Genomic DNA, 24120 nt, shown 5'->3' on the forward strand with positions numbered 1-24120 from the left:
CATTGCCCGGTGGCGTTTTGCTTGCCGGGCGATTCATCTGAAAACGATTTAACGTTCTAAGCGCAACTGCTGCAAGTTCCCGTCCAGCTGTAAATCCGTCTGTAACGTCGCCACATCCCGGCAGATAAAGGCCATCTCTTTATGCGCCTCCAGCTTTTTGCGCCATTTTTCCGGGACCTCGTCCAGCCTGGCGTAAATCCCTTCCAGACTCTGAAAATCCGTCAGCAGTTGGGCGGCACTCTTCGGCCCGATGCCTGCCACTCCCGGAACCTTCGAGCTGCTTATTCCGGCCAGCCCCCAGTAGTCAGGAAGTTGTTCCGGCGAGACGCCAAACTCACTGGCGATAAAGGGGGCATCAAGCCAGCGCTTCTGGAAGTAATCGCGGATGCGGACGGTGGGCGAAAGCAGCTGGCAGTAGCCTTTATCGGTTGAGACGATGGTGGCCTGATGCCCGGCGTTCGCGACCTTGACGGCTAACGTGGCGGCCAGATCATCGGCTTCATTGGCATGGGCTCCCCAGCAGGGAACGCCGCGCTGTTCAAAGGCGGCGCGAATGGCCGGCATTTCGGCATGCAAATCGTCAGGCATTGGTGCGCGCCCGGCCTTGTAGTCGGGAAGGCGCTGGTGTCGCCAGCCGCTGTTACGCGCTTCGTCATCAAAAACGGCAACCACATGGGTCGGTTCGCTATGGCGGATAAGTTGCTCCAGCGCGTGCAGACACGTGTCCTTACAGGGCGTACCTTGCACCGCATGGATCCGGCGAATGAGGTTGAGCGCATCGACGATAAGCAAATGAACAGCCACAGATAATCTCCCTTCTGTTTAATGGGGGAAGGGTAACATTGTCAGCGGTGGGAAACTATGTGCGGCGGGGAAAACAGGAAGAAGCCTCGCAAAACGAGGCTTCCTGAAAGGCTTAATCGCAGGTCACGATCTTCATCGCCAGGCCGCCGCGAGATGTTTCGCGGTATTTGGCGTTCATATCTTTACCTGTTTCGTACATGGTTTCGATAACTTTATCGAGGCAAACGCGCGGTTCACTGGTCCGACGCAGCGCCATACGTGCGGCGTTGACCGCCTTCACGGAGGCGATGGCGTTACGCTCGATGCAAGGCACCTGTACCTGTCCGGCAACCGGGTCGCAGGTCAGTCCCAGGTTATGTTCCATGCCGATTTCAGCCGCAATACAGACCTGTGTCGGGCTTGCGCCCAGCAGTTCTGCCAGACCCGCCGCAGCCATGGAGCAGGCGACGCCAACTTCACCCTGACAGCCTACTTCTGCACCGGAAATGGAGGCGTTCATCTTGTACAGTGAACCAATCGCACTGGCGACCAGCAGGTAGCGTGCCAGCGAGTTGGCGTTCACTTCGCGGATAAACTTGTCGTAGTACGCCAGTACCGCCGGAACGATACCGCAGGCGCCGTTAGTCGGTGCTGTCACCACGCGGCCACCCGCAGCGTTCTCTTCGTTTACCGCCAGCGCGAACATATTGATCCAGTCAACGACCGCCATAGGGTCCGTGGTCGTTTTGTCGGTGCTCACGAGCATCCGACGCAGCGCTGCCGCACGGCGTGGTACGCGAAGCTTACCGGGCAGAACGCCTTCGGTAGTGATCCCGCGTTCGATACCGCCGCGCATGACTTCCCAGACGCTGGTGAAGTGCTGCTCCAGTTCCGCTTTGCTGTGCAGGGCCAGCTCGTTTTTCATCATCAGGCCGGAAAGGGAGAGCCCCGTTTCCTGGCAGTGACGCTGAAGATCTGCCGCGGTTTTGTACGGATAAGGCACGTCAACGGAGGATGTGCTGGTTTCACCAAAGTGGTCTTCGTCGACGATAAACCCGCCGCCGATAGAGTAGTAAGTCTGGCTGTATACCGCTTTGTCACCTGCCAGTGCGGTAATACGCATTCCGTTTTCGTGCAGTGACAGGTTGTCTGCATGGAAATTCATGCAATGATCAACCGGGAATTCCACTTCATGTTCGCCATTTGCCAGCAGCAGGCGACCGTGGGTATTGACGTCCTGGATGAAACCAGGGATCGCATCAATATCAACGGTATCCGGCAGGTTTCCTGCCAGGCCCATGATAATGGCGATATCGGTATGGTGGCCCTTACCTGTCAGGGAGAGAGAGCCGTACACATCGACAACCACGCGGGTTACGTCGTGCAAAATGCCGCGCGCAATCAAGTCATCCGTGAACTGCTTACCGGCTTTCATTGGTCCGACGGTGTGAGAGCTGGAAGGACCAATACCGATTTTGAAAATATCGAATACGCTAATCATGATGCGTCCATTGCTTTCAGTCAGAGGGGGAGGAGTGCGCCGTCCTGAGACGGCGCGGGTGATAATCAGAACATGGTGTACAGGGAGTAGAAGATTGCGGAGATAGCGATAAGCCCCATGATAACCACGAAGATATTGCTAATCTGACCGCTGTACTTGCGCATGGCAGGTACTTTCTGAATCGCGTACATCGGCATCAGGAACAGAATCATCGCGATAACCGGGCCGCCCAGGGTTTCAATCATGCCCAGGATGCTTGGGTTCAGCGTGGCAACTGCCCAGGTGGTGACCAGCATGAACAGCGCGGTCATCTTGTTCAGTTTGTTGACTTCAATGCTCTTGCCTTTACCGCGCAGAGATTTAATCACCATACCGTTGAAGCCTTCACGTGCGCCTAGGTAGTGGCCGAGGAAGGATTTGGTAATGGCGATGATCGCGATGATAGGGGCCATCCACGCGATGACCGGTGCGTTAAAGTGGTTCGCCAGGTAAGACAGAATAGTGATGTTCTGCTCTTTCGCTGCCGCCAGATCCGCCGGGGAGAGGCTCAGTACACAGCTGAAGACGAAGAACATAACGGTCAGCACCATCATGATGTGCGCACGCGCCAGGATGCTGGAGCACTTCTTCTCTGCACCGTCGCCGTACTCTTCACGCTTCGCCACGGCGAAGGAGGAGATGATCGGTGAGTGGTTAAAGGAGAATACCATCACCGGGATAGCCAGCCACAGGGTCATCAGCAGGCCGTTACCGGTTGCAGATGCGCTGCTCAGGGAGAGCGTTTCCAGCGCGGCACCGTGCCACTGTGGAATCAGATACAGCGCCAGTACCATCAGTGCAGCCACAAACGGGAACACCAGGATGCTCATCGCTTTCACGATCATCTGCTCACCGAAACGGACAATGGTCATCATGCCCACAATCAGGATCAGAGACAGAATGGCACGCGGTGGTGGCGTCATGTGCAGTTGGTGCAGCATGAAGCTTTCAACGGTGTTAGTGATTGCAACGCTGTAAACCAGCAAAATAGGGTAAATCGCGAAGAAGTAGAGCAGGGTAATCAGTTTACCTGCGCCCACGCCGAAATGTTCTTCAACGACTTCAGTAATGTCTTCGCCAGGATTTTTACCGGACAGCACGAAGCGGGTCAGGCCGCGGTGCGCAAAGTAGGTCATCGGGAAGGCAATGATAGCCATGATGATCAGCGGAATCAGACCGCCGACGCCTGCGTTAATAGGAAGGAACAATACACCAGCGCCGATAGCTGTGCCGTAAAGGCCAAGCATCCACATGGTATCTGATTTGCGCCAACCACTTCGGGATTCAATCGAAGCAACGGTGCTGGTTTGAGTGGTTTCCATCTGTATCTCCTGGAGGAAGCAAATTGTCAGGTTTGTAGTCAAATCCGATGAAAAAGTGCCTGACGGTAATATGAAATTCGTTCAGTGACGGTTTTTTAATAATTTTCGCCCGTAACTATTGGCGGGCGGAAAGATACATTCTCGTTATGAATCTATCAGTGATCCCGATCCCAATTGCAATAATCCACTTTTGATGTGGGCATCTTTAGACCATTTATCTATTAAAAAAACATCGAATAGGATTTACGGGCGCGAAGGCTACCATCAACAACATGTGAGCTAAAAGAGCACCCGCGAAGATAGGTGTCTTACGCTGTAAAGAAATGGGTTTTTAGGATTTTCTGGCAGGTAATTTAGTTTAAGGCTGATAATTTACGGTTGTAAAAACGAGGTAATCGTTTGCGTGGCATCAGAGTTTGTAAAAGGTATAAGCAATATCTATGAGTTGTTTCGGTAATAAAAAAGCCGGGCCCACAGCATCGTGGCCCGGCTTTTATCAGGAGAGTGAAAATGTTACGTGCAGATTTCGTAGCAAGGAATGTACGCCGACCCGGGTAGCTTCATGCGGTGCTGGGCAACAAAGCCCTGCAACATGTCATCCATGCGGCGCATCATTTCGCGATCGCCATGGATCTTATACGGACCATACTTCTCGATAGCACGGATACCCATCTCTTTCACGTTACCCGCCACGATGCCGGAGAAGGCGCGTCGCAGGTCGGCAGCCAGGACTTCTACCGGCTGGTCCGGGTACAGTTTCAGGTTGGCCATGTTTTCGTGCGAGGGTTCGAACGGGATCTGCAGGTCCGGCGCGATGCGGATTGACCAGTTAAAGCTGTAGGCATCTCCGGTGTCGCGACGGTTCTCTTTAACCAGCGGCATCGCTTTTTTCATCTGACGCGCCACTTCTGCCGCATCGTCAATGATGATGCGATAGTGACGACGCGCGGTTTCCCCCAGCGTATGCACGATAAACTCGTCCAGTACGCGGAAGTAGTCAGCGCTCTCTTTCGGCCCGGTCAGGATCAACGGCAGAACCTGATCTTTGTTAGCCGGGTTCATCAGAATACCCAGCAGGTAGAGCAGCTCTTCTGCGGTTCCCACGCCGCCCGGGAAGATGATTATCCCGTGGGCGATACGGACAAACGCCTCAAGGCGCTTCTCGATATCCGGCATAATAATCAGTTCGTTAACCAGCGGGTTAGGTGGCTCAGCGGCGATGATCGACGGCTCGGTCATGCCGATAAAGCGCCCTTCTTTGTAACGCTGCTGAGCGTGTCCCACTGCCGCGCCTTTCATTGGCGCTTCCATCGCCCCGGGACCACAGCCGGTACAGATATTCAGCTCACGCAGGCCGAGCTGGTTTCCCACCCGACGGGCATAGAGATATTCGGTTTCGTTAATCGAGTGACCACCCCAGCAGACGACCATATTAGGGGCTTCGCCCACGTGCAGGGCGCGGGCGTTACGTAAAATGGAGAACACCAGATTGGTGATATGTACCGAGCTTTCCAGGTCGAGATGCTGGAAGCGGCCTGCGTTGTGGATCTGCCCGTTAACAAACAGGATGTCACGCAGCACGGCAAACAGGTTGGCCTGAAGGGAGCGAATGATGCGCCCGTCCACAAAGGCCTCTTCCGGCGGGTTGATCACTTCAAGTTTCACGCCACGCTCGCGGCGCAGCACGTTGATATCAAAGTTTTCGAAGCGGGACAGCAGCTCTTTACTGTTGTCGGTCAGGCTTCCGGAGTTCAGTACGGCAAGTGAACAGTTACGAAACAATTGATAAAGATCGCTGCTGGCCGTGCGTTTAAGCATGTCCACTTCCAGCTGCGACAACATATCCATTGAGCCAAGAGGGCTAATATGTGTAATCAAGTGAGCTCCTTACGGGACAATTATCGTCTTTCCCTGTTGATTACAATAGCCCTGGCTTACGACGTTTCACAACCTAAAGCGCGGAATAGACCGCGCATATTGCGAAAATATTTAGGTTACTGGCGTACAAGACGGCCGGTGGCAGGCACAAAGTCCGTGTTGGTGCGCCATGGATTGATATCCAGACCACCACGGCGGGTGTAGCGCGCATAAACGCTTAACGTTTCGGGATGACAGAAACGCTGAATATCATTAAAGATGCGCTCCACGCACTGCTCGTGGAATTCGTTGTGATGGCGGAACGACACCAGGTAGCGCAGCAGTTTTTCCCGGTCAATCTTCGGACCGCGATACTGGATCTGCACGGAGCCCCAGTCCGGCTGATGGGTGATCAGGCAGTTGGATTTCAGTAAATGACTTACCAGCGTCTCTTCAACGGTCTTTCCGCTTGCCGCATTTTCGAGGTAATCGGTACTGAATTCGTAATTATCCACTGCGATATCCTGATCGTCGATGCAGGTACCGTTGAAGTGGGCAACCGGCTGCCCTTCCAGCTCATTCAGACGATAGAGTGACACGCTCACCTTGCCCTGTGCGCAGGCGCTTAAATCCCGCTCCAGGGTATGCTGAACCTCTTCCTGACTGTCGAATTTGGTCTGGTTAAAGCTGTTGAGATAGAGCTTAAAGCTTTTGGATTCCACCAGGTTCTGGCTGGCATAATCCAGTTCAACATGGCCCACAGCAACCTGCGGCAGACCGCGGGCGTTGAGCCAGGAAAGCTCGTAGAGCGTCCAGATATCACCGCCAACAAACGGCAGCGCGTCAGCGCGCAGGCCCAGAGGATCGCGATTCAGACTGCGCGGTACGCCCTGCAGCAGGCCTGCATCGTAGGTGTCGCGGTAATCGGTCGATTTACCCAGCGTTAAGCCCGTTAACGCCTGATGATTTTCGTAAGACATGTTTCATAGCCACTTTACAGGTACACTTATGGGCTGAGTTTATCCTGTCTTACAAGAAGAGAGAAATCGGTGGACATCGAAACTGCAAATGCCCTCACTGCCTTCACGACCCGCTATTGCGATGCATGGCATGAAACGCACGGCACATGGCCGCAAAGCACTGACTTATATGGTGTACCTTCGCCATGTATTATCTCTTCTCCGGATGATTACGTTATCTGGCAACCGCAACCCCCGACGGGTGAGCAAAATGTAAATGCGGTTGAACGGGCAATGGACATTGTGGTACAACCAGCGGTTCACGCGTTTTATACCACGCAATTTGCAGGGGATATGCCTGCGCGATTTGCTGATATCACGCTGACGCTGTTGCAGACCTGGAGTGAAGACGATCTGCAGCGTGTTCAGGAAAACCTGATTGGTCATCTGGTCACGCAAAAGCGCCTTAAGCTTTCTCCGACGCTCTTTATTGCCACGCTGGACAGTGAACTGGACGTTATCTCAGTCTGCAACCTGTCTGGTGAAGTGGTTAAAGAGACCATCGGTACCCGCAATCGCGAGACTCTCGCACCCTCACTTGCGGAATTCCTCACCCGACTTGAGCCACTTCTGTAATCCACGATGCTATCGCGCGTGTGAGAGATCTCTTACAGAGTTGTGAGAGATCGCTGGATCATTCAGTATTACCTTATTTAATTAAGATTAACATTACTCTATTTTTCAATATCTTAATGAGGTATCGCCGCGTCCAGGGGGGCACGGGACGACTTACAGCGCTGCCAGCATGGGTTGTAAGACGAAGCAGAATAGCGGATTCTAGTTGTGTCGACAGGACGCCGACACGAGAAACGAACATCAGGATGATGGCGTTTCTCACCAGGAACACGTCAGGATGACGCTGCAGGAAGGCTTCAGGATGAAGCAAAAGGATCGCGCAGGATGCGTAAGGGACACCTCCAGGAAGGGAGAATGAGAGCCGGTCAGGATGGTCGGTGGGTCAGGATGGCCAGGACGTTTCAGGATGAAACAAACACATCAGGACGATGTGAGCAGGATGCACAAGGTGATGGATGACCAGGCCTTCGGGCTTCAGGAAAAGTTGTCACGGATGAGCAGGGAGCACGAATTGTAGCTGGATTGCTGCGGAACGAACCGGGAGCACTGTTTTTACAGTGCTCCCTTTTTTTATTTCTGTCTCCTGCAATGCTATGCTGCGCGCCGTTCACTTTTTCAGTTGAGGTTACTATGACGCAACACGATAGCGTTCGTGCCCGGTTGCACGCCATCGAGGCATTATTGCGCCAACATCAGCTGTGGCAGGAGACCGCGCCGCAGCCAGAAGCCTTCGCAAGCACTCAGCCGTTCTGTCTGGATACGCTGGCACCGTTCGAATGGCTCCAGTGGGTATTAATTCCGCGCATGCACGCGCTGCTCGACGGCGGCCACCCGCTGCCGCAGGCGTTCGCTGTTGCGCCTTATTATGAAATGGCGCTGGACGCGACCCACCCTGCGCGCGATGTCATGCTGATTGAGCTGGAAAAGCTGGATGCCGTGTTTGCCGGTGAAGATGCATGACGCTTGAGATCCTCTATCAGGATGAGTGGCTGGTCGCGGTAAACAAACCGTCTGGCTGGCTGGTGCACCGAAGCTGGCTGGACCGCGATGTAAAAGTGGTGGTGATGCAAACCGTGCGCGACCAGATTGGTCAGCACGTCTTTACGGCTCATCGTCTCGACAGGCCAACCTCCGGTGTGTTGCTGATGGGGCTTTCCAGCGAAGCGGGCCGCCTGCTGTCGCAGCAGTTTGAACAGCACCAGATCCAGAAACGCTACCACGCGATCGTTCGTGGCTGGCTGACGGAGAGCGCCACGCTCGATTATCCGCTGGTGGAAGAGCTGGACAAAATTGCCGATAAATTTGCCCGCGATGACAAAGGCCCGCAGCCTGCCGTGACGGATTACCGCGGCATGGCCACCACGGAAATGCCGGTGGCAACCAGCAAGTTTCCGACCACCCGCTACAGTCTGGTTGAGCTGTTGCCCAAAACCGGGCGCAAACACCAGCTCCGCCGTCACCTGAAACATCTGCGTCATCCGATTATTGGTGACAGCAAGCACGGCGATTTGCGCCAGAACCGCAGTGCTGCCGAACATTTTGGCTGCGACCGTCTGATGCTGCATGCCAGTGAACTGAGCCTGACGCACCCGTTTACCGGCGAACCGCTGACTCTCCATGCGGGGCTGGACAACGTCTGGATGCAGGCCCTGTCACAGTTTGGCTGGCTGGGGCAACTCCCCGAAAATGAAAGGGTTGAGTTTGTATCGGGCAACGTCCAGGATGAACAGCAAGCGCAATAATCAAGGAAATACATCATGGCTGAAGTGGGCATTTTTGTCGGCACAATGTACGGCAACTCGCTGCTGGTAGCAGAAGAGGCTGAGGCGATACTCGCAGGCCAGGGCCATAAAGCCACGGTCTATGAAGACCCGGAGCTGGCAGACTGGGAAAAGTACAAAGATAAATACATTCTGGTGGTTACCTCCACTACCGGGCAGGGCGATCTGCCGGACAGCATCGTGCCGCTTTTCCAGGCAATCAAGGATCAGCTTGGCTATCAGCCGGATGTTCACTACGGCATCATTGCTCTGGGCGACAGTTCTTACGCCAATTTCTGCGGCGGTGGTAAGCAGTTCGATGCGCTTTTGCAGGAACAGAGCGCGCAACGCGTCGGTGAGATGTTGCTGATTGATGCAGGTGAACACCCTGAGCCAGAGAGTGAATCGAACCCGTGGGTTGAACACTGGGCAACGCTGCTTAAATAACCCTCTGGCCGGGCAGCCCTTCGCATACCCGGGCCCCCGCGCCCACGTGGCGCGAGCGCAAACACAAAACGGTAACGTCGGTTACCGTTTTGCTTTTCTCCCGCCTTCCGGCGAATTCCGTGAACTACCTTCCACTGCTTTGGGCTTATGCCCCAAACAACTTCTCATTGACCCCTCAATGTTGTGTTCATGCACGGTGAGGGACAGAGGCACTTCTCCCTATACTTTTCCGGTCAGTCATCAAAAAGGCAGTGCGCACTATAAAACGGCATCAAGCCGTACCAAAACTGCCAAATACTAACCCTCATTCTGGTTACCCTACCGGTGCTGTACAGAATGAACTGGCGAGAGCCTGGATTCAGGAGTGCAACAATGAGTACATTAAGCCACGCGGCGAGCAGCGCTGAGAAGCGCACAAATGCGCGCTACTGGATAGTGGTGATGCTGTTTATCGTCACATCCTTTAACTATGGTGACCGTGCCACGCTGTCGATTGCCGGTTCTGAAATGGCAAAAGACATTGGTCTTGATCCGGTTGGCATGGGCTACGTTTTCTCCGCATTTTCATGGGCCTACGTTATCGGCCAAATTCCTGGCGGCTGGCTGCTTGATCGTTTTGGCTCCAAACGCGTCTATTTCTGGTCCATCTTCATCTGGTCGGCATTTACCCTATTGCAGGGCTTCGTCGATGTGTTCAACGGATTTGGCATCATCGTTGCGCTCTTCACCCTGCGCTTCCTGGTGGGCTTAGCCGAAGCACCTTCCTTCCCCGGTAACAGCCGTATTGTGGCGGCGTGGTTCCCGGCGCAGGAGAGGGGAACGGCGGTAGCAATTTTTAACTCTGCGCAATACTTTGCGACGGTGATCTTTGCCCCCATTATGGGCTGGCTGACGCATGAAGTGGGCTGGTCACATGTCTTCTTCTTTATGGGTGGGCTTGGGATCATCATTAGCTTCGTCTGGCTGAAAGTGATCCACGAACCGAACCAGCATCCCGGCGTGAATAAAAAAGAGCTGGAGTACATTGCTGAAGGCGGGGCGCTGATCAACATGGATCAGAAATCCGCAAAAGCAAAAGTGCCGTTCAGCCAGAAATGGGCGCAGATCAAGCAGCTCGTCGGCTCGCGCATGATGATCGGCATCTATCTGGGCCAGTATTGCATTAACGCCTTAACTTACTTCTTTATCACCTGGTTCCCGGTTTACCTGGTGCAGGCGCGTGGGATGTCGATCCTGAAAGCGGGCTTTGTGGCCTCAGTCCCGGCTATCTGCGGTTTTGTAGGGGGCGTGCTGGGGGGCGTGATTTCCGACTGGCTGATGCGTCGTACAGGCTCTTTGAATATTGCGCGTAAAACGCCGATTGTGCTCGGCATGCTGCTCTCCATGACCATGGTGTTCTGTAACTACGTCAGCGCTGAGTGGATGATTATTGGCTTTATGGCGATGGCCTTCTTCGGTAAAGGGATCGGTGCCCTCGGCTGGGCAGTCATGGCGGATACCGCACCGAAAGAGATCAGCGGCCTGAGCGGTGGACTGTTCAACATGTTTGGCAACATCTCCGGGATTGTGACCCCCATTGCCATCGGCTACATCGTGGGAACCACCGGCTCCTTCAACGGCGCGCTGATTTACGTTGGCGTACACGCGCTGGTGGCGGTCCTGAGCTACCTGGTTCTGGTGGGTGATATCAAGCGCGTGGAACTTAAACCTGTAGTGGAGCGCGGCTGATGACGACTCAATCAAGCCCGGTGATTACCGACATGAAGGTCATACCGGTGGCCGGACAGGACAGTATGCTGCTCAACATCGGTGGCGCACATAACGCCTGGTTTACCCGCAATATCGTGGTGCTGACGGACTCCGCGGGCCACACCGGCGTTGGGGAAGCGCCGGGTGGCGAGGTTATCCACCAGACGCTGGTAGACGCCATTCCGCTGGTCGTCGGGAAAGAGGTAGCTCGCCTCAATAACGTGGTGCAGCGGGTGCACAAGGGCAATCAGTCGGCAGACTTTGACACGTTCGGCAAAGGCGCCTGGACGTTCGAACTGCGCGTCAACGCTGTCGCCGCGCTGGAGGCTGCGCTGCTTGATTTACTGGGTAAGGCGCTGAAGGTCCCGGTCTGCGAACTGCTGGGGCCAGGAAAACAGCGCGACGCGGTGACGGTGCTCGGTTATCTGTTTTACGTTGGCGATCGCAATAAAACCGACCTGCCTTATCTGGCGCATTCCCCTGGCGACCACGAGTGGTATCACCTGCGTCACCAGGAGGCACTTTCCGGTGAGGCGGTGGTTCGGCTGGCGGAAGCCGCGCAGGATCGCTACGGATTTAAAGATTTCAAGCTGAAAGGCGGCGTATTGCCCGGCGAGCAGGAGATTGAAACTGCCCGCGCGCTCAAAAAACGCTTCCCGGATGCGCGCATCACGGTGGATCCGAACGGTGCATGGCTGCTGGATGAGGCCATTGCCTTATGCAAAGGGCTGGACGACGTGTTGACCTACGCGGAGGACCCGTGCGGGGCTGAGCAGGGCTTCTCCGGTCGTGAAGTAATGGCGGAATTCCGGCGTGCCACCGGTCTACCGGTGGCCACTAATATGATCGCCACCAACTGGCGTGAAATGGGCCACGCGGTGATGCTGAACGCGGTCGATATTCCGCTGGCGGACCCGCATTTCTGGACACTCTCAGGTGCCGTTCGCGTCGCACAGCTCTGCGACGACTGGGGACTGACCTGGGGTTGTCACTCCAACAACCATTTCGACATTTCGCTGGCGATGTTTACGCACGTTGGCGCGGCGGCTCCGGGCAACCCGACCGCCATTGATACCCACTGGATTTGGCAGGAGGGAGAAGCCCGCCTGACGAAAGAACCGCTGGTAATCAAAAATGGCAAGATTGCCGTACCAGATGCACCGGGGCTGGGCGTTGAGCTTGACTGGGATCAGGTTCATCACGCACATGAGGCGTATAAAAAACTGCCAGGTGGCGCGCGTAACGACGCGGGGCCGATGCAGTACCTGATCCCCGGCTGGACATTTGATCGTAAGCGCCCTGTTTTTGGACGTCACTGATAAAAGGATTGAACGATGAGTACTTTTACTACCCCTGTAGTCACTTCCATGCAGATCATTCCGGTCGCCGGCCATGACAGCATGTTGATGAACCTGAGCGGAGCGCATGCGCCGTTTTTCACCCGCAATATTGTCATTATCAACGATAACTCCGGGCATACCGGCGTCGGTGAAATCCCCGGTGGTGAGAAGATCCGCAAAACGCTGGAAGAGGCCGCTCCGCTGGTGGTGGGAAAAACGCTGGGCGAATATAAAAATATCCTCAATACCGTGCGAAGCACCTTCGCTGACCGTGATGCCGGCGGTCGTGGCCTGCAAACCTTCGACCTGCGAACCACCATTCACGTGGTCACCGGTATCGAAGCCGCGATGCTGGATCTGCTGGGCCAACACCTGGGCGTTAACGTTGCGTCGCTGCTGGGCGAAGGTCAGCAGCGCAGTGAAGTGGAAATGCTGGGCTATCTGTTCTTCGTTGGCGACCGCACGCTGACGCCGCTGCCGTACCAGAACCAGGCGGATGAAAAATGTGACTGGTACCGACTCCGCCACGAAGACGCGATGACCCCGGATGCGGTGGTGCGCCTGGCGGAAGCCGCGTACGAAAAATATGGCTTTAACGATTTCAAACTGAAGGGCGGCGTGCTTGCGGGTGAACAGGAGGCGGAAGCCATTACCGCACTGGCAAAACGTTTCCCGCAGGCGCGCGTCACGCTCGACCCGAACGGTGCCTGGTCTCTGGATGAAGCTATCCGCATTGGTAAACAACTGAAAGGCGTGCTGGCGTACGCGGAAGATCCGTGCGGGGCTGAGCAGGGCTTCTCGGGCCGTGAAGTGATGGCGGAATTCCGTCGCGCCACCGGTTTACCCACCGCGACCAATATGATTGCCACCGACTGGCGTCAGATGGGGCACACCCTGTCGTTACAGTCTGTCGATATTCCGCTGGCAGACCCCCACTTCTGGACGATGCAGGGGTCGGTGCGTGTGGCACAGATGTGTCATGAATTTGGCCTGACCTGGGGCTCGCACTCCAATAACCACTTTGATGTCTCGCTGGCGATGTTCACCCACGTGGCCGCTGCCGCACCGGGCACGATCACTGCTATCGATACCCACTGGATCTGGCAGGAAGGTAATCAGCGTCTGACCAGAGAGCCGTTTGAGATCAAAGGAGGCATGGTGCAGGTGCCAACCACGCCGGGTCTGGGCATTGAGCTGGATATGGATCAGGTGATGAAAGCCCACGAGCTGTATCAAAAACATGGCCTGGGGGCCCGCGACGATGCGATGGCCATGCAATATTTGATACCTGACTGGAAATTCGACAATAAACGTCCGTGCATGGTACGATAAACGCATTGGGACCGCTCCCATGAGCGGTCGTTTACGTGGTGTATGCTTAACGTAATGACTATGCGTAAGGATGGCTTATGAAGATTGTTATCGCACCGGATTCGTATAAGGAAAGCCTGAGTGCCCTTGAGGTAGCCACCGCGATTGAGCAGGGTTTTCGCGAGATTTTCCCCGCGGCTGACTTTGTGAAATTGCCGGTCGCCGATGGTGGAGAAGGTACCGTAGAAGCTATGGTGGCGGCGACGCAGGGGCGCATTGTCCATGCCTCTGTCTCAGGCCCGCTGGGTGAGCCTGTGGACGGGTTCTATGGCATCTCCGGTGACGAACAGAGCGCGTTTATTGAAATGGCGGCGGCAAGCGGTCTGGAGCTGGTCGCGCCTTCGCAACGCAATCCCCTTCTTACCACCTCCTGGGGGACCGGCGAGCTTATCCGGCACGCGCTGGATGCGGGCGTTAAGCATATTATTATTGGTATTGGCGGCAGTGCCACCAACGACGGCGGTGCCGGCATGGTGCAGGCGCTGGGGGTAAAGCTGCTGGATACCAACGAGCAGCCCCTTGGACAGGGGGGCGGCGAACTGGCAAAACTGGCCCGTATCGACCTGAGCGGGTTGGATAACCGTCTGGCGGAGTGCCGGATTGAAGTCGCCTGTGACGTCACTAATCCGCTCACCGGAGACGAAGGGGCATCCGCGGTCTTTGGCCCGCAAAAAGGCGCCACGCCGGAGATGATTGTGACCCTGGATAACGCCTTGGCGCATTACGCGCAGGTCATTGCCCGGGATCTGGATATCGACGTCATCAACCTTGCTGGCGGCGGTGCGGCGGGTGGGATGGGGGCGGCACTCTACGCTTTCTGCGGTGCGCAGCTTCGTCAGGGGATTGAGATTGTCACCGATGCGCTGCATCTGGCAGAGCAGGTGGCTAACGCCGATCTGGTGATTACGGGAGAAGGGCGCATTGACAGCCAGACGATCCACGGGAAAGTGCCGGTGGGCGTCGCGAAGGTGGCTAAACGCTTTAATAAACCGGTCATCGGTATTGCGGGTAGCCTGACGGCGGATGTCGGGGTGGTACATAATCACGGCATCGACGCGGTATTCAGCGTGATTTATACCATCTGTTCGCTGGAGGACGCGCTGGAAAATGCCAGCGACAATGTGCGGATGGCCGCACGCAATATCGCTGCAGTGCTGAAAGTGGGGCAGGCGTTCAGGCTCTAAACGGCGGGCAATCCTGTTTGCCCTCTCCCGACGGGAGAGGGCAACGCTAGTTACCTAACACCTTCATGGCTTCCCGCGTCACATTATCCATCTCGTCCAGCAGCTCCAGAAATTCCGGTTCAAGATCTCTTTCCGGCGTGCCCGCGCGAAGCTGTTGCTCCAGCAGCTGGCAGAGATTCTTCAGCCGCGGCACACCGCTGTAGCCGCAGCTACCGTGCAGCTTATGAATGGCTTCCAGCAGATCTTCCGGGTTTTCACCCACCAGCTGCTCTTCGACCTTATTACGAATTTCCGGCAGAAACGCGACCAGCATTTGCAGCATGTCGCGGGCCAAATCAGGCTTACCCGCCGCCTGGCGCAGCGCAAGCTGCCAGTCAAAGGTGGCGTTTTGATTGACGCTGATTTCCACCGGTTCGGACGATACCGTGTACGTTCCGCCGATATGCCCCGGCTTATAGCGTAACAGCAGGCTGTGCAGCTTCTCTTCGTCGATAGGTTTGGCCAGATAATCATTCATTCCGGCGCTCAGCAGCTTCTCTTTCTGACCGGCCATCGCGTGAGCGGTGACCGCAATCACCGGCGTTTGCTGCTGATGCGGGAGCTGACGGATCAGCTCGCAGGCACGAATACCATCCATGCCGGGCATCTGAATATCCATCAGAATTAAATCGAACTGCATCTGTTTCGCATGCTCAACCGCCTGCGCACCGCTGGTACACAGCTCTACGTGCTGAACCTGATCTTCAAGCAACACGCCAATCAGCTTCAGGTTGGCCGGATTATCATCCACCGCCATTACGCTCATCGGCAATTTTTGCTCATCGTCAATCAGCGGCAGGGTGTGCTGGCTCAGACGACAGTATTCCGTCAGTGCTGGCAGCAGGCGGGTCGCGGTAAGTGGCTTAAGCAGGCAGGCGGCGGCCCCGTCATTTTTTAACTCTTCCGCATTGATCTGGGCATGACACGGCAGGGCCAGCAGCAGGTAGTCGGTCATCGATGCGGCTTTCGCCAGCCGTTCCTGTTGCATGGTGAGCTCGCCGGTAAAGGTGACCGGGACCCCCAACAGCAGGATGTCGTAATGCTCCACGGCAAGCGCTGAGAAGGTAGGACTGTAGATCACCTCCAGCGGCGTGGTGCTTAAGATATCAAGCGTACACTGCGCCGCTGCGGCGTTCGGCTCAACGTAGGCAAGGCGCATTCCTTTCAGGCAATTGGTTACCGGACCGTCGGTCAGCACGTTCGGGTTAAGGTCCAGATTGATATGGAACCAGAACGTGGAGCCCCGGTTTGGCTGGCTGTGGAAAGAGATATCTCCCCCCATCTCCTTAACCAGTTTCTGTGTGATAACCAGACCCAGCCCCGTGCCGCCATGGCGTCTGGAAATACTCGCATCGGCCTGACGAAACGCCTGGAACAGACGGGACTGATCCCGCTCCGGAATACCGATGCCGGTATCGCGGATCTGAACTTCAATCTGAACCTTGTTATTACTGATGGAGCGCTTTTCCACCAGAATATCAATGTTGCCGCTTTCGGTGAATTTGATGGCGTTACCGACAAGGTTTGTAATCACCTGCTGCAGGCGCAGCGGGTCGCCAATGACGTTATCCGGCACGTCATTTTTAATGTTGAGTGTCAGCTCCAGGCCTTTATCGTGCGACGAGTGTGCGAGCAGCGTCACCACTTCATCGAGCGTGCTGCGCAGCGGGAACGGGATGCTCTCCAGGATCAGCTTGCCGGCTTCCAGCTTGGAGAAGTCCAGCACGTCGTTGATGATCGCCAGCAGGTTGTTGGCCGAGCGCTCAATGGTGTGCAGATGATCGCGCTGGGTTGGGTTCAGCTCGCTTTTTAGCGTCAGACGGGTAAAGCCAATCACGCCATTGAGCGGCGTACGCAGCTCGTGGGACATATTCGCGAGGAACTCGGATTTGATACGTGCGGCTTCCTGCGCGCGTTTTTTCGCCAGATCCAGCTCAACGTTCTGAATCTCCATCTGCTCCAGGGTTTCGCGCAGGTCAGAGGTCGCCTGGTCGACATTGTGCTGCATCTCTTCGTGATACGCTGCCAGCGACATCGCCATCGAGTTAATGCCGTTTTTGAGCATATCGAGCTCGCCCAGCATAAACCCTTCCACCCGGCTGTCGAGCTGGCCCCGGCGAATGCGGTCGACGGTGTTAACCATGTTGCGAATGGGCCCCGTCACGTCACGCATCAGGCGCCAGCCGAAGATAAGTGCAATCCCGATACAGAACAGCATCATAACGCCGGAGATGAAAATTTCTTTGTACTGCTGCAGACGCACCGACTTGAGATCCAGCTCCAGCGCCACATATCCGAGCATATTGTCGCTGGATTTGGCGTCAGACTGGGCGGATTCATCGGGTGAATAGCTTTCCGAAATAATCGGGGTGCGCAGGATCATGATATCGCCGCGTCGCAGCACGGTGAGGTGGCGCGGGAAGGGCGTACCGTCAGGAATTTTCAGGGCCGCTGGATCCAGATGAAAATTCGAGGTGACAAAGAGGCGGTTATGCTCGTCGTAAACGGAGATAGCACGCACGATATCCGAATGACGGCGGTGCAGCACGCTGATTAACTGACCTATCGATTCGCGGTTTTGCAGGTTCATCCCATACTCACTGGAGACGGCCAGCGGTTCGATAATGCTGGCACCGGCATCTTCCAGTTGCCGCTGCAAATCGTTATAGCGGTGCACCACAAAAAAGATACTCAGCAGCAAACCGATGAGAACGGTGGGGGCGAGGATCAAAATCATCATGCGCGCGCGCAGGCTGTAGTTGGTCATGGCGTTCCGTTATGGGACAATTAGGATAATTATGTTTATGTGAGAAAAATCTCGGCGATGGCGCAATTCTACTCTGCAAAGCGACGCGTGACGACGCGTCAGATCATAACTGTTGAAGCCACTGACCTCGATCCCTTTGGCCAGGGGGTTGCGCGTCACAATGGTAAGACACTGTTTATAACAGGTTTACTGCCAACAGAACGAGCAGAAATTACGCTGACGGAAGATAAACGCCAGTTTGCACGCGGGCAGGTTAAGCAGCGTCATAACGATAGCCCGGACCGCGTGAAGCCTCGCTGCCCGCATTTTGGCGTCTGCGGTGGCTGTCAGCAACAGCATGTCAGCACAGAATTACAGCAAAAAAGTAAAAGCAGCGCCCTGGCCCGCCTGCTTAAGCACGACGTCAACGAGATCATCGCCGACCAGCCCTGGGGCTATCGTCGTCGCGCGCGTTTGAGCCTGAACTATCAGCCAAAAACTGAGCGGCTGGAGATGGGGTTTCGCAAAGCCAGCTCCAGCGATATCGTCGATATCAGGCAGTGCCCCATTTTGGTGCCCCGTCTTGAGGCATTGCTTCCTGACGTGCACGCCTGTCTCTGCGGACTGGACGGCGTTCGTCACCTCGGGCACGTCGAACTGGTCATGGCTAACAATGGCCCGCTGATGGTGCTGCGCCACACCGCGCCGCTGTCGAAAAAAGATCGCGAAAAACTGGAACGCTTTTCGCATTCCCACGAGCTGGCGCTTTTCCTTGCCCCCCAAAGCGAGATACTTGAGCAACTGACAGGTGAAGCGCCCTGGTATGCGTCAAACGGGCTACGCTTAACGTTCAGTCCGCGCGATTTCATTCAGGTAAATGATGGCGTCAATCAGCAAATGATTGAGAAAGCGCTGATATGGCTCGATGTGCAGAAGAGCGATCGGGTACTTGACCTGTTCTGCGGAATGGGCAATTTCACGCTGCCTTTGGCCCGGCAGGCGGCAAGCGTTGTGGGCGTCGAAGGCGTTGAGGCGCTGGTGGCTAAAGGGCAGGAGAACGCACGACAGAACGGCTTGCAAAATGTGACATTCTTTCACCAAAATCTTGAGGAAGATGTGACACAGCAGCCGTGGGCGACGCAGGGGTTTGACAAAATTCTTCTCGACCCGGCGCGCTCAGGTGCACCGGGTGTAATGCAACATATAATTAAACTCGCGCCCAGGCGCGTGGTCTATGTTTCCTGCAACCCGGCAACGCTTGCCCGAGACAGTGAGGCATTAATCCGTGCGGGTTACCAGATTCAGCGTCTGGCAATGCTGGACATGTTCCCGCACACTGGGCATCTGGAATCGATGGTGTTGTTTGAGCACATCTAATTAGTTTGGCTTGTCGACTTCGACAGGCCCTGGTCCCTAAAGGAGAGGACAATGGTTGCGGTAAGAAGTGCACATCTTAATAAAGCTGGGGAGTTTGACCCACAAAAATGGATAGCAAGTCTGGGGATTTCCAGCCAGCAGTCGTGTGAACGCTTAACCGAAACCTGGGCCTACTGTCAGCGCACCACTCTGGGGCATCCTGACGCCGAACTGTTATTGTGGCGCGGCGTGGAGATGGTTGAAATCTTATCCATGCTGAACATGGATATCGAAACGCTGCAGGCCGCGCTTTTGTTCCCGCTTGCCGATGCGGATGTCGTCACTGAAGACGTGCTGCGCGACAGCGTCGGGCAATCCGTCGTGGCGTTGATCCACGGCGTACGGGATATGGCGGCAATCCGCCAGCTCAAAGCCGCACATACCGATTCCGTCTCCTCGGAGCAAGTTGATAACGTTCGCCGGATGCTGCTGGCCATGGTGGACGATTTCCGCTGCGTGGTCATCAAGCTCGCTGAACGCGTTGCCCACCTGCGCGAAGTAAAAGATGCGCCGGAAGACGAGCGCGTACTGGCCGCGAAAGAGTGTACGAACATCTATGCACCGCTGGCGAACCGCTTAGGGATTGGTCAACTGAAATGGGAGCTGGAGGATTACTGCTTCCGTTACCTGCACCCGGCAGAATATAAGCGGATTGCAAAACTCCTGCACGAGCGCCGCATTGACCGCGAGCACTATATTGAGGAGTTCGTCAGCGGATTGCGCCAGTCGATGAAAGAAGATAATGTGCGGGCCGAAGTCTATGGTCGACCCAAGCACATCTACAGCATCTGGCGCAAAATGCAGAAGAAACATCTCGCCTTTGATGAGCTGTTTGACGTGCGCGCCGTGCGCATCGTTGCGGAGCGTCTGCAGGATTGCTACGCCGCGTTAGGGATAGTACATACTCACTTCCGCCATCTACCGGATGAGTTTGATGACTATGTCGCGAACCCGAAACCTAACGGCTATCAGTCTATTCATACCGTGGTGCTGGGGCCTGGCGGCAAAACGGTCGAGATTCAAATTCGTACCAAACAGATGCACGAGGACGCTGAGCTTGGCGTCGCGGCGCACTGGAAATACAAAGAGGGGACGTCAGGTGGCGTACGCTCTGGTCATGAAGACCGCATTGCCTGGCTGCGTAAGCTGATTGCGTGGCAGGAAGAGATGGCGGATTCCGGCGAAATGCTGGATGAAGTGCGAAGCCAGGTCTTTGACGACCGGGTCTACGTCTTTACGCCGAAAGGTGACGTGGTCGACCTGCCAGCAGGCTCCACGCCGCTGGACTTTGCCTATCACATCCACAGTGATGTGGGGCACCGCTGCATCGGGGCGAAAATCGGCGGGCGTATCGTACCGTTTACCTATCAGCTGCAGATGGGCGACCAGATTGAAATCATCACGCAGAAGCAGCCTAACCCGAGCCGTGACTGGCTTAACCCGAACCTGGGTTATGTCACCACCAGCCGCGGGCGCTCAAAAATTCACGCCTGGTTCCGTAAGCAGGATCGTGACAAGAATATTCTGGCCGGTCGCCAGATCCTCGACGACGAGCTGGAACATATCGGCATAAGCCTGAAAGAGGCCGAGAAATTCCTGCTGCCGCGCTACAACTTCAACGAGCTGGATGAACTGCTGGCGGCGATTGGCGGCGGTGATATCCGTCTTAATCAGATGGTGAACTTCCTGCAGGCGCAGTTCAACAAGCCAAGCGCGGCGGAGCAGGATGCGGCGGCGCTGAAGCAGCTGCAGCAGAAAACCTATGCGCCACAACAGCGCAGCAAAGACAATGGCCGCGTTGTGGTGGAAGGGGTGGGTAATCTGATGCATCACATTGCCCGCTGCTGCCAGCCAATCCCGGGTGATGATATCGTAGGCTTTATCACCCAGGGACGCGGGATTTCCATTCACCGTTCAGACTGCGACCAGCTTGCTGAGCTGCAGTCGCATGCACCGGAACGTATTGTGGAAGCGGTCTGGGGCGAGAGCTACTCGGCGGGGTACTCGCTGGTGGTTCGCGTCACCGCAAACGACCGTAGCGGCCTGCTGCGTGATATTACGACCATTCTCGCGAACGAGAAGGTCAACGTGCTGGGCGTGGCCAGCCGCAGCGATACGCGCGAGCAGCTTGCCACCATCGATATGACCATCGAAATCTACAACCTGCAGGTGCTGGGCCGCGTGCTTGGCAAACTGAACCAGGTCCCGGATGTGATTGACGCACGTCGTCTGCACGGCGGGTAAGCCCACCTTTCTGTAAGCCGGGTAAGGCGTAGCCTTTACCCGGCATTTATTTTTAATCAGGACAGAATTATGACCCAAATTGACCGCCTGCTTGGTATCATGAAACGCCTGCGCGATCCGGAAAACGGCTGCCCGTGGGACAAAGAGCAGACTTTCGCCACCATCGCCCCGTACACCCTCGAAGAGACCTATGAAGTGCTGGACGCCATTTCACGCGAGGATTTTGACGACCTGCGTGGTGAAGTGGGTGACCTGCTGTTCCAGGTGGTGTTCTATGCGCAAATGGCGCAGGAAGAGGGGCGTTTTAACTTCGACGACATCTGCGCTGCCATCAGCGACAAACTGGAACGCCGTCATCCGCATATCTTTAGCGATGCCACCGCAGGCGATAGCGCGGAAGTGCTGGCGCGCTGGGAACAGATTAAAAGCGCCGAGCGCGCGGAGAAATCCCAGCACTCGGCACTGGATGACATCCCCCTGAACCTGCCTGCGCTGATGCGGGCGCATAAAATTCAGAAACGCTGCTCCGCGGTTGGCTTTGACTGGACGTCTCTTGGCCCGGTGCTGGAAAAAGTGCATGAAGAGATCGACGAAGTGATGCACGAAGCGCAACAGGCCGTGGTAGATGAAGCAAAGCTTGAAGAAGAGATGGGCGATTTGCTGTTCGCGACCGTCAACCTTTCTCGCCATCTGGGTGTAAAAGCGGAAACCGCCCTGCAAAAAGCAAACATTAAGTTTGAACGACGCTTTCGCGAAGTTGAGCGGATTGTGGCCTCGCGCGGCCTGGAAATGAGCGGAATTGACCTCGATGAGATGGAAGAAGTCTGGCAAGAAGTAAAACGCCAGGAAACTGATCTCTAACGAAATTTTGCGATCAAGCGCAATTTGTGTGATTTTTTAAATGACAAGCGCTTGATTTGCGTCAAAAACATTTACCCAAAAGGGGCTATTTTCTCACTCCTTATGTTTGTCATTGGCTGGACAGGAGACGGAGAATGAAAGTTTGTGGCGCTCGCCGTGTTCGGGTATACTACTTTCCCGTCCTGGTTATTCCATCGTTTCACCCTAACTTCTCAGGTTCAGCATGACAACGAACTATATTTTTGTGACCGGCGGGGTCGTATCCTCTCTGGGTAAAGGCATTGCCGCAGCCTCCCTCGCAGCCATTCTTGAAGCCCGTGGCCTCAATGTGACCATGATGAAACTGGATCCGTACATCAACGTCGATCCGGGCACCATGAGTCCAATCCAACACGGGGAAGTGTTCGTTACTGAAGACGGCGCTGAAACCGATCTGGATCTTGGCCACTACGAGCGTTTCATCCGCACTAAAATGACCCGTCGTAACAACTTCACGACAGGCCGTATCTACTCCGACGTTCTGCGTAAAGAGCGCCGTGGTGATTATCTTGGTGCTACCGTTCAGGTTATCCCACACATCACTAACGCTATCAAAGAACGCATTATTGCGGGCGGTGAAGGCCACGACGTGGTGCTGGTTGAAATCGGCGGTACCGTGGGTGATATCGAATCCCTGCCATTCCTGGAAGCGATTCGTCAGCTGGCGGTTGATATTGGCCGTGAAAACGCGCTGTTCATGCACCTGACGCTGGTGCCTTATATGGCAGCCGCAGGTGAAGTGAAAACCAAACCTACTCAGCACTCCGTTAAAGAGTTGCTCTCCATCGGTATTCAGCCAGACATCCTGGTTTGCCGTTCCGATCGCGCGGTTCCGGCGAACGAACGCGCGAAAATTGCATTGTTCTGTAACGTGCCGGAAAAAGCCGTTATTTCAATGAAAGATGTCGATTCCATTTATAAAATCCCGGGCCTGTTGAAATCACAGGGCCTGGACGATTATATTTGTAAACGATTCAGCTTGAACTGTCCGGAAGCTAACCTGTCTGAATGGGAACAGGTTATTTACGAAGAAGCGAATCCGGCTGGCGAAGTGACTATCGGCATGGTTGGCAAGTACATTGAACTGCCAGATGCCTATAAGTCAGTTATCGAAGCGCTGAAACACGGTGGTCTGAAGAACCGCGTCTCCGTTAACATCAAGCTGATTGATTCGCAGGATGTTGAAACGCGTGGCGTTGAAATTCTGAAAGATCTGGATGCGATCCTTATCCCTGGCGGCTTCGGCTACCGTGGTGTAGAAGGCAAGATCGCCACCGCACGCTATGCGCGTGAAAACAATATTCCATACCTCGGTATCTGCCTGGGTATGCAGGTTGCGCTGATCGAATTTGCGCGCAACGTAGCGGGAATGGAAAACGCGAACTCTACGGAATTTGTGCCAGACTGTAAGTACCCTGTCGTGGCGCTTATCACTGAATGGCGCGACGAAGAAGGTAACGTCGAAGTCCGTACCGAGAAGAGCGACCTAGGTGGCACGATGCGTCTTGGCGCACAGGCCTGCCAGCTGTCCGACGATAGCGTCGTTCGCAAGCTGTATGGCGAGCCGGTTATCACCGAACGTCATCGTCACCGCTATGAAGTCAACAACATGTTGTTGAAACAAATTGAAGCTGCGGGTCTGCGTGTTGCGGGCCGCTCCGGGGATGATCAGTTAGTCGAGATCATCGAAGTGCCAAACCATCCGTGGTTTGTCGCCTGCCAGTTCCACCCGGAATTTACTTCAACGCCACGTGACGGGCATCCGCTGTTTGCAGGTTTTGTGAAAGCCGCCAGCGATTACCAGAAGCGTCAGGCGAAGTAAAAAAA

The 24120-nt window shown here is 55.3% G+C and carries 18 protein-coding genes; 12 read left to right on the forward strand and 6 right to left on the reverse strand.

Translation table 11 applies throughout. From position 1 onward, the window contains the following. Positions 1-48: 48 nt before the first annotated feature. The 5 genes from xni to queF all read right to left on the reverse strand — a co-directional run bounded on the left by xni (position 49) and on the right by queF (position 6482). Positions 49-804, reverse strand: coding sequence for a flap endonuclease Xni (xni, locus tag BJP35_RS05785; RefSeq protein ID WP_047743551.1), 756 nt, complete (start codon positions 802-804; stop codon positions 49-51). Between the two features lie 112 nt (positions 805-916). Further along, complete coding sequence (locus BJP35_RS05790; RefSeq protein ID WP_020883793.1) at positions 917-2284, reverse strand: L-serine ammonia-lyase; 1368 nt, start codon at positions 2282-2284, stop codon at positions 917-919. Positions 2285-2349: 65 nt separating this feature from the next. Continuing rightward, a complete protein-coding gene (locus BJP35_RS05795) occupies positions 2350-3645 on the reverse strand; it encodes an HAAAP family serine/threonine permease (RefSeq protein ID WP_020883794.1) in 1296 nt (431 codons plus the stop codon). 513 nt (positions 3646-4158) lie between these two features. After that, a complete protein-coding gene (gene ppnN, locus BJP35_RS05800) occupies positions 4159-5523 on the reverse strand; it encodes a nucleotide 5'-monophosphate nucleosidase PpnN (RefSeq protein WP_032680379.1) in 1365 nt (454 codons plus the stop codon). 116 nt (positions 5524-5639) lie between these two features. Further along, complete coding sequence (gene queF / locus BJP35_RS05805; protein WP_014171427.1) at positions 5640-6482, reverse strand: NADPH-dependent 7-cyano-7-deazaguanine reductase QueF; 843 nt, start codon at positions 6480-6482, stop codon at positions 5640-5642. Between the two features lie 69 nt (positions 6483-6551). Between queF and syd the strand changes: the two genes are divergently transcribed. The 8 genes from syd (at position 6552) to BJP35_RS05845 (ending at position 14948) form a co-directional block, all read left to right on the forward strand. After that, complete coding sequence (syd, locus tag BJP35_RS05810; RefSeq protein ID WP_020883796.1) at positions 6552-7097, forward strand: SecY-interacting protein; 546 nt, start codon at positions 6552-6554, stop codon at positions 7095-7097. A gap of 630 nt (positions 7098-7727) precedes the next feature. Further along, positions 7728-8057, forward strand: coding sequence for a YqcC family protein (locus BJP35_RS05815; RefSeq protein WP_032678877.1), 330 nt, complete (start codon positions 7728-7730; stop codon positions 8055-8057). After that, complete coding sequence (truC, locus tag BJP35_RS05820) at positions 8054-8839, forward strand: tRNA pseudouridine(65) synthase TruC (RefSeq protein ID WP_047743547.1); 786 nt, start codon at positions 8054-8056, stop codon at positions 8837-8839. The genes BJP35_RS05815 and truC overlap by 4 nt, the downstream gene beginning before the upstream one ends. Before the next feature lie 15 nt (positions 8840-8854). Next, complete coding sequence (locus BJP35_RS05825; protein WP_014171421.1) at positions 8855-9304, forward strand: flavodoxin; 450 nt, start codon at positions 8855-8857, stop codon at positions 9302-9304. 372 nt (positions 9305-9676) lie between these two features. Beyond that, complete coding sequence (locus tag BJP35_RS05830) at positions 9677-11032, forward strand: MFS transporter (RefSeq protein WP_020883799.1); 1356 nt, start codon at positions 9677-9679, stop codon at positions 11030-11032. Further along, entirely contained in the window at positions 11032-12372 is a 1341-nt protein-coding gene (locus tag BJP35_RS05835; RefSeq protein ID WP_025203355.1) for an enolase C-terminal domain-like protein, read from the forward strand. Before BJP35_RS05830 ends, BJP35_RS05835 begins: the two co-directional genes overlap by 1 nt. A 15-nt stretch (positions 12373-12387) precedes the next feature. After that, entirely contained in the window at positions 12388-13725 is a 1338-nt protein-coding gene (gene gudD, locus BJP35_RS05840) for a glucarate dehydratase (RefSeq protein WP_020883801.1), read from the forward strand. Positions 13726-13802: 77 nt separating this feature from the next. Then, entirely contained in the window at positions 13803-14948 is a 1146-nt protein-coding gene (locus BJP35_RS05845) for a glycerate kinase (protein ID WP_025203356.1), read from the forward strand. 46 nt (positions 14949-14994) lie between these two features. On the opposite strand, the gene barA is transcribed toward BJP35_RS05845, so the two are convergent. Continuing rightward, positions 14995-17754, reverse strand: a complete 2760-nt coding sequence (gene barA, locus BJP35_RS05850; RefSeq protein ID WP_047743543.1) for a two-component sensor histidine kinase BarA — start codon at positions 17752-17754, stop codon at positions 14995-14997. Between the two features lie 57 nt (positions 17755-17811). Between barA and rlmD the strand changes: the two genes are divergently transcribed. From rlmD to pyrG, 4 genes are all read left to right on the forward strand, one after another. Further along, positions 17812-19110 (forward strand): 23S rRNA (uracil(1939)-C(5))-methyltransferase RlmD, encoded by a 1299-nt coding sequence (gene rlmD, locus BJP35_RS05855; protein ID WP_047743540.1) that lies wholly within the window; start codon positions 17812-17814, stop codon positions 19108-19110. Positions 19111-19161: 51 nt separating this feature from the next. Next, positions 19162-21393, forward strand: coding sequence for a GTP diphosphokinase (gene relA, locus BJP35_RS05860; RefSeq protein ID WP_047743539.1), 2232 nt, complete (start codon positions 19162-19164; stop codon positions 21391-21393). A gap of 69 nt (positions 21394-21462) precedes the next feature. Further along, on the forward strand, positions 21463-22254 hold the full coding sequence (gene mazG, locus BJP35_RS05865) for a nucleoside triphosphate pyrophosphohydrolase (protein ID WP_086462953.1): 792 nt from the start codon (positions 21463-21465) through the stop codon (positions 22252-22254). 223 nt (positions 22255-22477) lie between these two features. Next, entirely contained in the window at positions 22478-24115 is a 1638-nt protein-coding gene (gene pyrG, locus BJP35_RS05870; protein WP_014171412.1) for a glutamine hydrolyzing CTP synthase, read from the forward strand. The last annotated feature ends 5 nt before the right edge of the window (positions 24116-24120 follow it).

It is taken from the genome of Enterobacter sp. J49, assembly GCF_002148625.1.
Lineage (GTDB): Bacteria > Pseudomonadota > Gammaproteobacteria > Enterobacterales > Enterobacteriaceae > Enterobacter > Enterobacter ludwigii.

What these genes read in the sequence shown, in the direction of transcription:
- BJP35_RS05835 (WP_025203355.1), top strand. Translation starts at nt 11,032, where the DNA reads ATGACGACTCAATCAAGCCCGGTGATTACCGACATGAAGGTCATACCG.
- pyrG (WP_014171412.1), top strand. Translation starts at nt 22,478, where the DNA reads ATGACAACGAACTATATTTTTGTGACCGGCGGGGTCGTATCCTCTCTG.
- BJP35_RS05830 (WP_020883799.1), top strand. Translation starts at nt 9,677, where the DNA reads ATGAGTACATTAAGCCACGCGGCGAGCAGCGCTGAGAAGCGCACAAAT.
- gudD (WP_020883801.1), top strand. Translation starts at nt 12,388, where the DNA reads ATGAGTACTTTTACTACCCCTGTAGTCACTTCCATGCAGATCATTCCG.
- BJP35_RS05825 (WP_014171421.1), top strand. Translation starts at nt 8,855, where the DNA reads ATGGCTGAAGTGGGCATTTTTGTCGGCACAATGTACGGCAACTCGCTG.
- BJP35_RS05815 (WP_032678877.1), top strand. Translation starts at nt 7,728, where the DNA reads ATGACGCAACACGATAGCGTTCGTGCCCGGTTGCACGCCATCGAGGCA.
- rlmD (WP_047743540.1), top strand. Translation starts at nt 17,812, where the DNA reads ATGGCGCAATTCTACTCTGCAAAGCGACGCGTGACGACGCGTCAGATC.
- BJP35_RS05845 (WP_025203356.1), top strand. Translation starts at nt 13,803, where the DNA reads ATGAAGATTGTTATCGCACCGGATTCGTATAAGGAAAGCCTGAGTGCC.
- BJP35_RS05790 (WP_020883793.1), bottom strand. Translation starts at nt 2,284, where the DNA reads ATGATTAGCGTATTCGATATTTTCAAAATCGGTATTGGTCCTTCCAGC.
- mazG (WP_086462953.1), top strand. Translation starts at nt 21,463, where the DNA reads ATGACCCAAATTGACCGCCTGCTTGGTATCATGAAACGCCTGCGCGAT.
- BJP35_RS05795 (WP_020883794.1), bottom strand. Translation starts at nt 3,645, where the DNA reads ATGGAAACCACTCAAACCAGCACCGTTGCTTCGATTGAATCCCGAAGT.
- truC (WP_047743547.1), top strand. Translation starts at nt 8,054, where the DNA reads ATGACGCTTGAGATCCTCTATCAGGATGAGTGGCTGGTCGCGGTAAAC.
- queF (WP_014171427.1), bottom strand. Translation starts at nt 6,482, where the DNA reads ATGTCTTACGAAAATCATCAGGCGTTAACGGGCTTAACGCTGGGTAAA.
- barA (WP_047743543.1), bottom strand. Translation starts at nt 17,754, where the DNA reads ATGACCAACTACAGCCTGCGCGCGCGCATGATGATTTTGATCCTCGCC.
- relA (WP_047743539.1), top strand. Translation starts at nt 19,162, where the DNA reads ATGGTTGCGGTAAGAAGTGCACATCTTAATAAAGCTGGGGAGTTTGAC.